Source organism: Vibrio sp. 10N.237.312.B06 (assembly GCF_041464685.1).
In the GTDB taxonomy this organism is placed as follows: domain Bacteria; phylum Pseudomonadota; class Gammaproteobacteria; order Enterobacterales; family Vibrionaceae; genus Vibrio; species Vibrio tasmaniensis_A.
In genome coordinates this window covers 84,192-97,182 of sequence record NZ_JBFSPI010000004.1, presented here as the reverse complement: position 1 = coordinate 97,182, position 12,991 = coordinate 84,192, and the positions used below count along the sequence as shown (strand labels likewise).

At 43.8% G+C, this 12,991-nt stretch carries 12 protein-coding genes; 7 read left to right on the top strand and 5 right to left on the bottom strand.

Annotated elements, in window-relative coordinates; all coding sequences use genetic code 11:
• The first annotated feature begins 107 nt into the window (after nucleotides 1-107).
• Nucleotides 108-1,394, top strand: a complete 1,287-nt coding sequence (locus AB6C75_RS02105; RefSeq protein WP_372106668.1) for a DEAD/DEAH box helicase — start codon at nucleotides 108-110, stop codon at nucleotides 1,392-1,394.
• A 77-nt stretch (nucleotides 1,395-1,471) separates the two neighbouring features.
• On the opposite strand, the gene AB6C75_RS02100 is transcribed toward AB6C75_RS02105, so the two are convergent.
• From AB6C75_RS02100 to AB6C75_RS02090, 3 genes are all read right to left on the bottom strand, one after another.
• A complete protein-coding gene (locus tag AB6C75_RS02100) occupies nucleotides 1,472-2,029 on the bottom strand; it encodes a PhnA domain-containing protein (RefSeq protein WP_009845316.1) in 558 nt (185 codons plus the stop codon).
• A 220-nt stretch (nucleotides 2,030-2,249) separates the two neighbouring features.
• Complete coding sequence (locus tag AB6C75_RS02095; protein WP_372106666.1) at nucleotides 2,250-4,688, bottom strand: VolA/Pla-1 family phospholipase; 2,439 nt, start codon at nucleotides 4,686-4,688, stop codon at nucleotides 2,250-2,252.
• A gap of 13 nt (nucleotides 4,689-4,701) precedes the next feature.
• Entirely contained in the window at nucleotides 4,702-5,961 is a 1,260-nt protein-coding gene (locus AB6C75_RS02090) for an outer membrane protein transport protein (RefSeq protein ID WP_017100538.1), read from the bottom strand.
• Between the two features lie 357 nt (nucleotides 5,962-6,318).
• Here AB6C75_RS02090 and AB6C75_RS02085 point away from each other — a divergent pair, with 357 nt between their 5' ends.
• Nucleotides 6,319-7,401 (top strand): site-2 protease family protein, encoded by a 1,083-nt coding sequence (locus AB6C75_RS02085; protein ID WP_065679001.1) that lies wholly within the window; start codon nucleotides 6,319-6,321, stop codon nucleotides 7,399-7,401.
• Between the two features lie 83 nt (nucleotides 7,402-7,484).
• Here AB6C75_RS02085 and AB6C75_RS02080 read toward each other — a convergent pair whose 3' ends face one another.
• Entirely contained in the window at nucleotides 7,485-8,273 is a 789-nt protein-coding gene (locus tag AB6C75_RS02080) for a M48 family metallopeptidase (protein ID WP_012600658.1), read from the bottom strand.
• A 183-nt stretch (nucleotides 8,274-8,456) separates the two neighbouring features.
• Here AB6C75_RS02080 and AB6C75_RS02075 point away from each other — a divergent pair, with 183 nt between their 5' ends.
• The 5 genes from AB6C75_RS02075 (at nucleotide 8,457) to AB6C75_RS02055 (ending at nucleotide 12,247) form a co-directional block, all read left to right on the top strand.
• Nucleotides 8,457-8,882: a hotdog fold thioesterase gene (locus AB6C75_RS02075; protein ID WP_009845321.1), complete on the top strand. Its 426-nt coding sequence runs from the start codon at nucleotides 8,457-8,459 to the stop codon at nucleotides 8,880-8,882.
• Nucleotides 8,883-8,955: 73 nt separating this feature from the next.
• On the top strand, nucleotides 8,956-9,189 hold the full coding sequence (locus tag AB6C75_RS02070; RefSeq protein WP_372106663.1) for a DUF3389 domain-containing protein: 234 nt from the start codon (nucleotides 8,956-8,958) through the stop codon (nucleotides 9,187-9,189).
• Between the two features lie 154 nt (nucleotides 9,190-9,343).
• Nucleotides 9,344-11,035 (top strand): SgrR family transcriptional regulator, encoded by a 1,692-nt coding sequence (locus AB6C75_RS02065; protein WP_372106661.1) that lies wholly within the window; start codon nucleotides 9,344-9,346, stop codon nucleotides 11,033-11,035.
• A 30-nt stretch (nucleotides 11,036-11,065) separates the two neighbouring features.
• A complete protein-coding gene (locus AB6C75_RS02060) occupies nucleotides 11,066-11,974 on the top strand; it encodes a DMT family transporter (protein WP_372106659.1) in 909 nt (302 codons plus the stop codon).
• Between the two features lie 21 nt (nucleotides 11,975-11,995).
• Entirely contained in the window at nucleotides 11,996-12,247 is a 252-nt protein-coding gene (locus tag AB6C75_RS02055; RefSeq protein WP_009845325.1) for a hypothetical protein, read from the top strand.
• A gap of 79 nt (nucleotides 12,248-12,326) precedes the next feature.
• Here the strand turns inward: AB6C75_RS02055 and AB6C75_RS02050 are convergent, their stop codons facing one another.
• A complete protein-coding gene (locus tag AB6C75_RS02050; RefSeq protein WP_009845326.1) occupies nucleotides 12,327-12,935 on the bottom strand; it encodes a DUF2238 domain-containing protein in 609 nt (202 codons plus the stop codon).
• Between the last annotated feature and the right edge of the window lie 56 nt (nucleotides 12,936-12,991).

Genomic DNA, 12,991 nt, shown 5'->3' with positions numbered 1-12,991 from the left:
GGGGCTCATTGCTAAAACACGAGAGAAAGGGGCGATTTAGTTACGTAATACTGCTGAAATACGTTAATATAGCGCGCTATTATTTTAGCTTTGAGTTCCTGCAATTAATGACTAACACCACAACACCAACCAACTTCTCTGATCTTGGCTTAATCTCTCCTTTGATGGCTCGTCTTACCGAGCTTGAATACCAACAGCCAACGCCTATCCAAGCGAAAGTTATTCCAAGTGTGTTAGCAGGACGCGACCTAATTGCAGGCGCAAATACAGGTTCAGGTAAAACTGCAGCATTTGCACTTCCACTGTTACAAAAGATTCATGAAGATGCACCTCTGGACCGTCGTTCAGGCAAAGGTAACTATGTTTCTGGCCTTATCTTGGTTCCTACACGTGAGCTTGCTAAGCAAGTGGCTGATAGCGTTAAGTCTTACGCAGTGCATTTCAACGGTGCAATTAAAACCGTTTGTGTATTCGGTGGTGTATCGGTGAACACTCAGATGCAAGCGCTGCGTGGCGGTACAGATATCTTGGTGGCAACACCGGGTCGTTTGCTTGATCTGATCTCAAGCAACGCTATCAAACTCGATAAAGTAAAAACGTTAGTGCTTGATGAAGCAGACCGTATGTTGAGCCTTGGCTTTACAGAAGAACTTGATGCGATCTTGAAACTTCTACCTAGCAAGAAGCAAACTCTGTTGTTCTCTGCGACTTTCCCTGAGCAAGTTAAAACGTTGACTCACGAATTACTGAACGACCCAATTGAAGTCCAACTTCAAAGTGCCAATGCGAGCACGCTAGTTCAGCGAGTATTCGAAGTAGAGAAAGGTCGTAAGACAGCTTTGTTAGCGCACCTGATTCAGCAACACGAATGGCGCCAAGCTCTGATCTTCGTGAATGCGAAGAACAGCTGTGAACATTTGGCAGACAAGCTATACAAGCGCGGTATCATTGCGGAAGTATTCCACGGTGATAAAGGTCAGGGTTCACGTACTCGTATCCTAGAAGATTTTAAATCTGGCGAGATTGACGTTCTGATCGCGACAGACATCGCAGCTCGTGGTCTGGATATTGAAAAGCTTCCTGTAGTAATCAACTTTGACTTACCGCGTAGCCCATCAGACTACATGCACCGTATTGGCCGAAGCGGTCGTGCAGGAGAGGTTGGTTTAGCATTATCATTGATCGATCACGAAGACTACCATCACTTCACAATCATCGAGAAGAAGAACAAAATTCGTCTTGAGCGTGAGCAAATCGAAGGCTTTGAAGTGGATGAAGAAGCAACCGCTGCACTTGTTGCTGCATTAAAACCGGTTGCGCCACCAGCAGGAACTGGCAAGAAGAAAAAGAAGAAAGCACCTAAAAACCAAGATGTTTGGTTGAGAAATAACTAAATTAAGAATGGTTAGATTGTAGATACAAGAAAGGCGCTCAATTGAGCGCCTTTCTTAATTCTACGAGTAAAAAGTCATTACTTCTTACGGCAGAACTCAGCGATTACGTACATTGATTGACCGCCATTTGTTTTACCAGAAACAAGCTTAGGATCGTCACCAACGCTGATGCCACGGATAACAGTACCTTGCTTAATCACTTGGTTAGTCCCTTTGATTGGCAGGTCTTTGATTACTGTTACGTCGTCACCTTTCTTAAGTTCAACGCCGTTCACATCAAGAGGCTTATCATCAGCAGACATGCCGATTTGTGCCCAAACTGATGTTTCTTCTTCAAGGTACATCATGTCTAGTGCGTCTTGAGCCCAGCTTTCAGTGTTCAGACGAGTAAGTTGACGCCATGCCGTTACTTGAACTGGTGCCTCTTGACTCCACATGCTGTCGCTTAGGCAGCGCCAGTGGTTGATATCTTTAGGCTCGTCAATCTCACCAAGGCATTTGTCACATACCATAATGCCGTGATCCACTGTTACGTGGCTGTGTGGCGGTACCGCGTACGCAGTAAGAGAAGAATCAGAACCACATAGTTCACATTTAGATTGGCAGCGTTCTAGCATAGTAGCTTCAGAAGACATAATGGACTCACATTTATTAGGTATTAATTACGGGGGCTATTATCCACTTTATTTTCAATAAAGAAAGAGGTCGTACGGTATTCTGTCTTGATTAATTTTAGCCGAGATCAACCATTTGTGTTTTAACGTTGTATGCAAACGGTTAGCTAGAGAAGGTTGATTGGCCGCAGAAACAAAAATGCCAGCGGTTAGGCTGGCATTTGTTTAGTAGCAACGTTTTTTATTCTAAGAAGGAACCTGTTATTGATGCTGAAGTTAGCGCGTTGTCAATTAGGAAATCTACAGCTTGTGCCTGCATACTGACATGATGATCTGCATCCAAAGGTGTCGGTGTCGTCTTATCTTGCGGAACTACAAACGTACTGTGCGCAGCAACATCGCTGAACTTAACAAAGTCCTTCGCACCATCAGGGCTTGTGTTACTCGAATCAACCACCTTGAGGCCTAACTTAGTTGCTAACGGTGTCGTTCCCGCGAACGGAGCGTTTGCGACAGAGTTTGGTACTGTATCGTCACCTTGCACTTGAGCCATATAAATAGGCAAAAGAGGTGAACCAGAAGCAACTAGGTAAGAAGCATTGGTAAACGGATCCACAGTATCCAACACAGTTTGTGCAGCATAAGCGAACTGCTGAAAAGCGGCCGTCATGGTAGCTTTTTGCGCAGCGGTCGCGTTTGCTTCAAACGTTGTGTAGCACTGTTTGCTAGTAAGACTTCCACAGTTAGCGGTTGCGAAGCCTGCGTACTCAGTTGAAGCGCTCAATGCAACGCTGTGCTTAACTTGAGGGCCAAACTCTGTAGAACCAAGCAGAAGGTTAGATATTTGTCCCCCTGAGTTTTCAATTGCTGCTGAACTGAATGAGTAAAGCGAATTAGCTGCGACACTACCGAGAGTACGGTTAGAGGCTGCAACTGCTGTTGTTCCAACAATACCACCTAGCGAGTGGCCTAAGAACTTCACTTGTGAGCCAGTAGTTAGATTAAATGCCTTCAATGGAGACGTTGTGAGTGCCCCAGCTTTTAATGAAACGGCTAAAGATGCGCGTAAGCCCATAACATCAAGCGCACTTTGACGCACGTTATCGCGAGCGACGGGTAAGTTCGCCAAGTTCAGATAAGCTAACACGTCAGCGTTTGCCGAACGAGTATCATCTAAACTACGTGTACCATGGAGCGGTAAGTCAATCGCCAATACAGCTACACCTGCTTTTGCAAGGTTGTAAGCGAAAGCATAAGCGTTTTCTTTCGCTGAGGTGATACCGTGTTGGTAGATCACAACATTAGTAGGATCAGAACCATTTGGCGTAAACAGTAAGAGTTCGACGTCTTCTAATGATTTAACTTGAGGAACAGGTGAGTATTTGGTGATGACTCGCTCGCTATCAAGTGCTGAACCATCTTTAAGAGTCAAATTTAAACCAATGAGTTTAAGCTGCTCTGTTTGACTTGTCGCTAATATACTTGCATCAATACCAGCAGCAATAAGCTGAGCGGCCATGTTCGCCTTTTCTGCACTATTACTTAGAGCATTTGAAACCTTAGCTAGGCTAGGCATAGCGGATTCAAACGGCTGAGTATTCCATTTGCTGCTGCTTGTTTCTAAGTAGTGAGGTAACTTAACCGACCCTTGACTTACATTGACATCTGCACTTGATGCATCGTACATCGCCCCAATAGCAAATTTGGCTTTAGCAATCTTAGTCGAGTCGCCGCCACCAATGTATTTATCAAAATCAGTGTCATTGGCTAATGCTGTTTTGAATGTTACTGCAGGAAGAAATGACATAGTGTAAGCGGCTTTTAGGTCAACCGAATTAGGGTTTGCACTGCCTTTCCATACACCATTTAGGTTCGCAGAAGCCAACCCAGTCGCTGTTGCTGCTTTTGTCGCGAAAAGCGAACCGCCAACCGACTCGGTGGTAAACCACGTCGAGTAGATGATGTCTTTGGTATCAAGGCTAACCTTGCCGGCGGCATTCGCCCCTGCAAAGATTTGCTCTACACCCTGAGTTACTTTCTGAGCTTGAGCTAAGCTGCCGTCAGTATACGTTACTGAACTTGATTTCAGAGCCGCGTAGCTTGACGACATACCTACCGGGTCGCCATTAACATCGGCCAGTTCATTCGACAGTGCCAACACATATTCGCTTGAAGCATCGAGTGAATCTTTAAATACAATAGTAAAGGCATCCGTTGCTGCGCTAGATACCACATTAAAGTGCGTACCTAGAGTCAACACGCCTGTAACCGTTGGTGGTGTTGTGGATGTGAGTGAACTGCTAAGTTTTAGAATGTAAACGCCGCCGGTCGCGACACCGTCGGCAAGACCGGTACCTTCGAAATTCATAACGATTGGCATCGAAGTAGACCAGCCATCCATTGTGTTCATTGCCGCAATTGGATTCGTTAACGAATCTTTACCACCCGTTGGTAACCCGAGAGTGCCATCCGTCGTGTCCATCAAAGCAAAGCTTGGCAGTGGAACCGCTTTGTTCGCACCACTTAGATGAAACTTAATACTCGTTGTGCGAGCCAGTGAATCTTGAATGTACTGCTCATATTTAACGGCAGTTGAGGCACCTGAACTCGAAGAGTCATCACCACAACCTGCAAGAAATATCGCCGAAGCAAGCAGCGAAACACTAAATAACTTTTTCATGTTTGAATTCCGTTTAGTTAAAGGTGTAGTTCAATTGAATTGCAGATAAGTAAGCTACTGCATCACCTGAAAATTCAAGCTTTTGACCCAATTTATTGGTCTCAGTGAAGTCACCACCTTTGCTTTGTACAAGGGCAAAACCAGCATCAATAGAAAGATCTGGGCTGTACTGGTAAGTCAAACCTGTGCTGTACCAGTAACGATCGCTGTCTGGGATACTTAAAGTCGTTTGGCCTGCTTGTTCGTCATAAGCAAGACCCGCTCTTAGAGTCCACTCTTTATTCAACTGATAAGTCGCACCCAACGAGTAGCGGTTGTTATCCTCGTAGTGTTCCGTCTTTTTGAAACACTCACCATTTGTACAATCTGGACTGGTTGCTTTAAGTTCTTTAAAACTGCTCCAACCCGTTTGTTGCCAACCGTAGTGGATAGCCCACTGATCGGTCAGTTGGTGGAAAGCCGATATTTCAATAATTGAAGGTAAGGTAATTTTTAAGCGGCCAGTCGTTGCAGTTGCGCTACCTTGTACGATTCCACCGGTGTAATCTTTGAAATCACCATCGTCAAAATCAAGGTCAACTTCCGAACGATAAGCGATAGAAAATCGATTGTTTTCATTCAATTCATATAAGCCACCCACATTCCAACCAAATGCGAATGTTTCGCCAGTCATACTGATTAACTTCGTCGACGAAGGATCACCAGTAACATTTGAAATAGCACCTTGGTGTCGGTTGAGTTCAGCTTCTGCATAAACAAGGTTTACGCCAGCACCAATGCTGAATTGGTCGTCGATTCTATACGCTACGTTTGGGTTTAAATTGACAGACATTAGTGATGTATCACCAGCTAGATCACCCGCGTAGATATCATCTGGGTAATCGGTAGCAACACCGTAGTTGGAAAACATACCAATGCCCCAAGCCCATTGCTCATTGATTGGGCTAATGTAGTAAGCACCAGGTACAATCTGAAGGGGAGCGACGTCTTTAGATGTCTGACTTTGCCCGCCAGAACCTGGAACATTGTTTTGAGTAATGTCTACTTCTGGATCAACGACAGAAACCGAGCCTGAAAATTGGGCTGTATCAAATAGGGTCATTGCAGCGGGGTTTCTCGCAAGTACACTCGCGTTGTCGGCAACTGCACCTTCACCTGAAAATGCGCGTCCAAGGCCTGAGGCAGAATGCTCAGCAACTTGGAAACCAGCCGCAAGTGAATTACATGCAAATAGCACAGAAAGCGAAACGAGAGAGCGTTGTATTGTTTTCATCCTTGACCCTCCTAGGGCATCAAATCTCATTCTTATTGTTGAAAACACACTGAGCATTCTTATTTGTGATGCTCCAATGTAAATGACATGTTAAATTCATGTTTCATGTAAAGTCAAAGAATGAGTTATCATTTTGTGAAGTTATAATTTTACGGGGCGGGACTTTAACATTTATAATATGCATACAATCAATGCTTTATTTGTGGTTGGAGGTGTGACCAGAATGTATATGCGCATTATCGGAATAAATAGTGTTCAATTGCTTAAATATGTAACAACTTCGTTTGTGTTTACCGTTAATCGCTAAATCGGCATAATACGGTTTCATTTACGATGGCATTAAATTGGAATTTAAGTTTGGAATTACTCGCGATAGAGTTTCTTGGAAAACCGCTTCGTTTAGAAGGTTCAATGGCTGGTTGGCAACAACTGTTCTGGGATAATACACTTGTGTCTCAACTGGATGCGACCTCAGAGCAAGATAATGCTCGAACTCACTCATTCATGTTGCAATCTGGCGAAGATACGTTGCAGTGTCACGTCGAGGCGTCAGTTCAATGGCAGCCATTTGAGATGTACTACAAAGCCTCCGTCAATGGTCAAACGATTGCCGAAGGTAACCGAGACACTAAAGACATCGAGCAACAAACTCCCGTTGTAGCACCTAAACCTGAGAAGCGTTTTAGCTTAATTGGATTAGTGTCGCTTGGTATGAAAGCATTAAAAAGTGCCAAGCTAATCAAAGTCGTACTTGCCTCAGCGAGCTTGGCTGCGTATTCATGGCTGTTTTCAATTCAATTTGCTTTAGCTCTAATCGCTTGCCTTATGTTCCATGAATACGGCCATATTAGAGCGATGAAATACTTTGGTATGAAGACCAAAGGCATCTATTTGATACCGTTCCTTGGTGGTTTAGCGTTATCCGATGAGAAGATCAATACGCGCTGGCAAGATGTAGTTATCTCAATCATGGGGCCATTGTTCGGATTGATATTGTCTTTGGTGTTTATGGTGTTGTACTGGATCACTGGCGAGATGTTCTTTGCTGGGCTTGCGGTATTCAACGCGCTATTGAACTTGTTTAATCTATTGCCAATTTTGCCTCTCGATGGCGGACATGTACTGAAAAGTATCAGTTTCTCAATGAACAGCGTGCTTGGTATTGTATTGTGTATCGCAGCAGCTGTTGCTGGTGTGGTACTGAGTTATCAGTTGAATCTTACCTTGTTTGGTTTCTTATTGATTATGGGTAGTGTGGAAATACTGTTCGAATGGAAAGGGCGTCACCACAGTCACTTGTTACCATTAGACAAATACGGTCAAGTCGTGTCGTTTGTTTGGTATGTGGGTTTAGTGAGTAGTTTGATTGGTGTTATCTGGTATTTTGCATCTACTGGTGATCAGCTATTAAGCCTACCATTGCAAATTCTTGGTACTTAACAAGAATCAAAACAAAAAAATGCCCTAGCCAATATGGATAGGGCATTTTTGTATTCGAAGTTTAGCGTCTAGACAAATGTAAATTACGCTTTGCAATTTGGTCTTGGAGAACCCGATTGGGGAAGCGTTTTGATCGTCGCTTGCAGATCTTTGATACGCGTACTGTGCGAAGGGTGTGTAGAAAGCAGTTCTGGGGGCTGATTACCACCCGATGCCTTCGCCATGTTTTGCCATAGGTCGACACTTTGGTTAGGATCGAATCCAGCTCTAGCCATATACTCTAGGCCAACAACATCGGCTTCAGACTCTTGAGTTCGCCCATACGGTAGAATAACGCCATACTGAACGCCTAAACCTAAAGCAGCCATCGTCATACCTTGATATTGGCTGTATTCTGATGCGCCTAATGCGATGCTAGTAACCGATAAACCAGTGTTAGCGATTTGAGACTGAGATAGGCGCTCGTTACTGTGGTCTGCTAAAACGTGCGCCACTTCGTGCCCGATAACTGTCGCGAGTTGGTCTTGATTAACCGCTACCTTAAGTAACCCGGTATATACGCCAATTTTTCCGCCTGGTAGGGCGAATGCGTTTACTTGGTCACTGTCAAAGACAACAACTTCCCATTCACTAAAACCTTGTTTAGGAATGTATTGCGTGATGCTGTTTGCAACGCACTGTACATAAGCGTTCGTTTTTGCATCTTTGCTGATGGGTTGTTCTTTCTTCATTTGTTCAAAAGACTGTGCTCCAAGCTGAGACATATCTTTATCTGAAAAAAGCAGTAATTGGTTTCTGCCTGTTGGGGAAGCGCTGCATGCACTTAGCCCAGCGAGTGTAAGAAGCGAGGCAAACTTCATCCATGACGTCATACAATATCCTCTGTGTATTCGGTTTTTATGCATGTTAACATCAACTTGTGTAATAGCTAGTAGCAGTAAGATAACTATTTCGGTAATAATCCCAGCAGTAATGCTAACGTTATTGGTTTTATCAACCTATTAACGATGATAAAACTGCACACGCGTAACAAAGCCAATAATTAAGGACCCTACATGAGTATTTGGAAAAAGCCCGTTGACCTAGAGATCTTCAACGCGACCTCAAAAAATACCTTAATTGAACACCTCAATATTGTATACACCGAGGTCAACGACAACTCTTTGGTGGCAACCATGCCGGTTTGTCATTTTACCCACCAACCTTTAGGTATGCTCCATGGCGGCGCATCGGTTGTATTAGCAGAAACGCTTGGCTCATTGGCTGCTAATTTTTGCGTTCCAGAAGGCTACTATTGCGTTGGGCTAGATATCAACGCAAACCACGTTAGATCAATGCGCGATGGCCATGTTGTCGGTACTGCTGAGCCTATTCACTTGGGTGTGTCTACCCAAGTATGGCAGATAAACATCACTGATGAGCGTCAACGCTTAGTCTGTACAAGTCGTTTAACTATTGCTGTGAAGAAACATAAGCGATAATAGGCTAAGCATTAGTTAGCTGTGTTTGTATTTATAAGAAGTAATCTGTATTTAAAAATAGTCCGAGAAATCCATGGTCATAACGTTTAAAAGTGGGAAAATCATCGCAACCGCATATGAGCTTGTCGTTCGTTTGGATGGTGAGCACAGAGTCACGCTACAAGCTCAAGTTGATGCAATCCAACTGATAGGAAAAGGGGCAAATGTCATTTCAGCCAATGGTTCTGAATGCAAGTGGTCGATTAAATTAGACAACGAACAGCAGCTCCGAGATATTGCCAATGAAATCGGCTGCGATGTGATGTAATCGTATACTGCAAAAGTACTTAGACCTTCTATTTGAATCAAACATTAGGACACCATACCTAATAAATCGCAAGAAAATCACATCAGTAAGATTGATTTTAAGTCTTAAAATAGGGAAACTGAATTCAATGTCCTTTGAATAAGTTTTCCTCTTTATGAGCAGCCCAAGACTTCGCGTTCAATTTGAAACCCTGTTTGAATACTTCGATGGTAAAGATTCTGATGTTCAGCTCGACGACATCACGGATGTGCTTTGTTGTACCCGTCGTAATGCCCGGATGGTACTCAATAAGCTTGAAGAAGAAGGATGGGTTGAGTGGTTACCTGCGGCTGGGCGAGGCAAGTTATCTCAACTTATATTTAAGCAGAATCGTTGCGATGTCAGTGAAAACTTAGCAAGACGCTACTTACAAGAAGGGAAAATTGGACAAGCGCTGTCAGTGCTTGATCGCAATGCAGCCAAGCTGACTCAAGTTATTCAAAATTACTTGGGTGTGCAATACCAGGAAGGTGAGCAGGTTATTCGTTTGCCTTATTACCGACCGCTTTCTATGCTTAACCCGACAAAGTCGATGCGACGATCTGAGCAGCATATTACCTGTCAGGTATTCAGTGGGTTAACACGTTTGGATGAGAACGATCAATTACAGCCCGATCTTGCTCATTCATGGCAAAAAATCAGCGATTATCAATGGCGATTCTTCTTGAGACCCGGAGTCCGTTTTCATAACGGAGAGCCTTTGTTAACCAATCATGTTGTGGATACGCTGCTAGCACTCGAACCTCTCAATATGTTCTCACATATAAAAGACGTCTCTTCTCCGGCAAACTGTGTGGTTGATGTCTTTTTAACGCGACCAGATAAACACTTCCCACTCGCTCTGACTGAATCCGTTGCCAAAGTCACCTTACCGATGATTTTACGTGGTGAAGACTACGATATTCGACCGATTGGTACCGGCCCGTATCGCATTGAAAAGAATGATGATAAACAACTCGTATTAACGGCTTTCAACGGATATTTTGGTTTTAGGCCATTGATTGATCGTGTTGAGGTTTGGGTTGTTGATGAGGCTTACTCTTCAATGGTTTACCCAAGTCTTTCTAAGCCTGTAATGGCGGATCGCGGCGATAGTGACGAAGTCGAACTTGATCCCGGCTGTACCTATCTACTGTTGAATCGAAAAAAGGGCATCGCACAAGATCCTGCATGGGCGCAATTTCTATCTAATACTTTGAATGCGGCCGATCTGTTTGTACACATTCCGAAAGAAACTGTTATCGATTTGGGAGTGTTACACGCTTATGGGATAAAGCCCGGTTGGTATGACATCAAGTTGAACACGCCGGTTTGTCCACCAGCGAATGCGAAACCAACCATTAGATTGGCTTACCAATGCCAACACCCAATGTTTCCAACTCTTGCGAAGGCTATTGTTACAGTGTTGAAGCAATATGACGTCGACGTTGAACTTTATGGTTACGAAACCGATCCTCCACACGCCGATAATGTCGATATTTGGATCAATCCAATGGGTATCGCCAACAATAGAGATGACGCGTTAGCGGGCTGGTTGATGGATTACAGCTTTCTCGATGAATCTAGCCCGGCAGAAGACTTCGATCAATGGTGTCACATGATCGATCGTTGGCGCTCTGGCGAGTTTGAGCAATTCCCAGCACGACAGTTAGGTAAACAATTGGTGCAAAGCAATCAATTGATTCCAATGTTCCACTGTTGGTTAGGCGTTAACAAAGATCAATGCGGTACGCTGCAAAACGCCAAGTGCAATGCACTCGGTTGGTTTGACTTTAGCCAAGTTTGGGTAAAACCGGACGTTGACTAAGACCAGAGATAACTTGATTAGGACAACACGATGCAAACGGTGATGATCACATTTATAACGCTGGTGGCGTTTGCTGCCAATTCAGTGTTGTGTCGTTGGGCTTTGATGGATCAAACGATTGATCCTTTGAGTTTCTCGATCGTTCGTATCATATCGGGTGCGCTTACACTTCTGATTTTATTAACTTTGTCTTCCCACTGTAAGTCTAGAGAGGAGCTAGTAAACAACGACACGTCGGTAGAGACAAAGCTCAAATTACCGTTTCAATTCACATCAATATTGTCACTCCTCGTTTATATGTTTGGTTTCTCGTTTGCTTACTTAGAGCTTGGTGCAGGTCTCGGTGCTTTGGTTCTGTTTGTCGCGGTTCAATTTACGATGATTGCCGCACACCTGTTAGCTGGCAATAGAATGTCATTGTTAGAGTGGTGTGGTTGTTTGTTGTCAGTTTCTGGGCTCGTTTACTTACTCATGCCGACGGATTCGACAAGTTCGCCCGATATAACCGCCATCATATTGATGGCTCTGGCTGGAGTAGGTTGGGGGATTTATACACTTGCGGGTAAGAAATCCACGAACGCGTTGCAATCCACTACTGCCAACTTTGGATTTAGCTCGTTAGTGATCCTTGTGTTAGTAAGCCTGTTACTTGTCATCCCTAATGTGGCATCGCAAATATCCATCACAGAACAAGGCTTGATTTACGCAATATTGTCGGGCTCAGTGGCTTCTGGTGTGGGTTATAGCTTGTGGTATTACGTGGTGAAAAAACTGGATACAGTGGTCGCATCCATTGCACAGCTTTCTGTTCCCGTTATCGCGACACTTGGTGGCGTTTTGTTGTTATCTGAACCTGTTACTATGCAATTTATTATCTCATCGACTGTTATCTTACTTGGGATAAGCTTGGTTCTTGTCGCACCTAAACTTAAGAAATAAAGGGTTCAATCATTAACTTCTATGGCTAAACCAAACAAAAAACAACCGACCAAAACGGTTCAGATATTCTGCGCTAAATGTAAGACACAACTTTTCAAGTATCGAAAAGGCGGCAAAGGAGCGCTCGTAAAGTGTTTCAAGGAACGGATCGTTGAAGATTTCACAAAAGACCCTTGTGTGTGCCCTGAATGCGGAATTGAATTTGCGCGAGATACTTTGGTTCGAGGTACGCCTGCCTACAAATTTGTGGGTGGCAAGGTAACTATGAAGTAGTTGAGAAGAATAAATGCCGCAGCACATCATGCGTGTGGCATTTCACATTGTTTTTTATATTCAGAAGAAAGGTTAGAGCTTAATGAGCTCTAACTCGTCCTTGAAGTTGCAACAGTAATAGCGAGACAATGGCACCCGTTGTATCACACAGCATGTCTTTCTGTGCATCCCAAATATCACCTTGTGAGCCAAGGAACGCGATACCTTCATCACCACCTGCAATCTCTGCATACCACCATTCTATAATCTCGTAGCCAGCTGCTACACTCATGATCGCAAATAGGGCAAAGAAACAGGCTAGTATCGGCTGAGCCAATTTCTTACGAATCAAATACTCTGCGAGTGGATAGGCATAAAGACCAATAGAGAAATGGGCTACTCGGTCAAAGTTATTGCGCTCAGAGCCGATAAGGTTATTGAACCAGTCAAATGGAACTTCTGAGAAGGTATATTTTGCGCCTATCGTGTGCAAAATAAGCCAGATAAACATCAGAGCATAAGCTGTCTTAGAAAAGGTGAGCTTGGTGGATAGCCACCATATCCCGATAAGAATACCGAGAGCAGGGACGATCTCAGCGATCCAAACGGCTCTTGAAGATGGCGCAAAGGCTGAAAAGAGAAAGATAACAAGATAGACAGCAGTTAGTGAGAGTAGAGGTCTATTTTGAGCAAGTGGCGTAATTGTCATCATCAGATCCTTTATAAGTTTTTTGTATAGTTACATAATAATGAACAGTGTTCAAT

Coding starts and splice junctions, on each gene's coding strand:
- AB6C75_RS02075 (WP_009845321.1), top strand. CDS start 8,457: ATGAGTATTTGGAAAAAGCCCGTTGACCTAGAGATCTTCAACGCGACC.
- AB6C75_RS02070 (WP_372106663.1), top strand. CDS start 8,956: ATGGTCATAACGTTTAAAAGTGGGAAAATCATCGCAACCGCATATGAG.
- AB6C75_RS02105 (WP_372106668.1), top strand. CDS start 108: ATGACTAACACCACAACACCAACCAACTTCTCTGATCTTGGCTTAATC.
- AB6C75_RS02050 (WP_009845326.1), bottom strand. CDS start 12,935: ATGACAATTACGCCACTTGCTCAAAATAGACCTCTACTCTCACTAACT.
- AB6C75_RS02060 (WP_372106659.1), top strand. CDS start 11,066: ATGCAAACGGTGATGATCACATTTATAACGCTGGTGGCGTTTGCTGCC.
- AB6C75_RS02055 (WP_009845325.1), top strand. CDS start 11,996: ATGGCTAAACCAAACAAAAAACAACCGACCAAAACGGTTCAGATATTC.
- AB6C75_RS02090 (WP_017100538.1), bottom strand. CDS start 5,961: ATGAAAACAATACAACGCTCTCTCGTTTCGCTTTCTGTGCTATTTGCA.
- AB6C75_RS02080 (WP_012600658.1), bottom strand. CDS start 8,273: ATGACGTCATGGATGAAGTTTGCCTCGCTTCTTACACTCGCTGGGCTA.
- AB6C75_RS02100 (WP_009845316.1), bottom strand. CDS start 2,029: ATGTCTTCTGAAGCTACTATGCTAGAACGCTGCCAATCTAAATGTGAA.
- AB6C75_RS02065 (WP_372106661.1), top strand. CDS start 9,344: ATGAGCAGCCCAAGACTTCGCGTTCAATTTGAAACCCTGTTTGAATAC.
- AB6C75_RS02095 (WP_372106666.1), bottom strand. CDS start 4,688: ATGAAAAAGTTATTTAGTGTTTCGCTGCTTGCTTCGGCGATATTTCTT.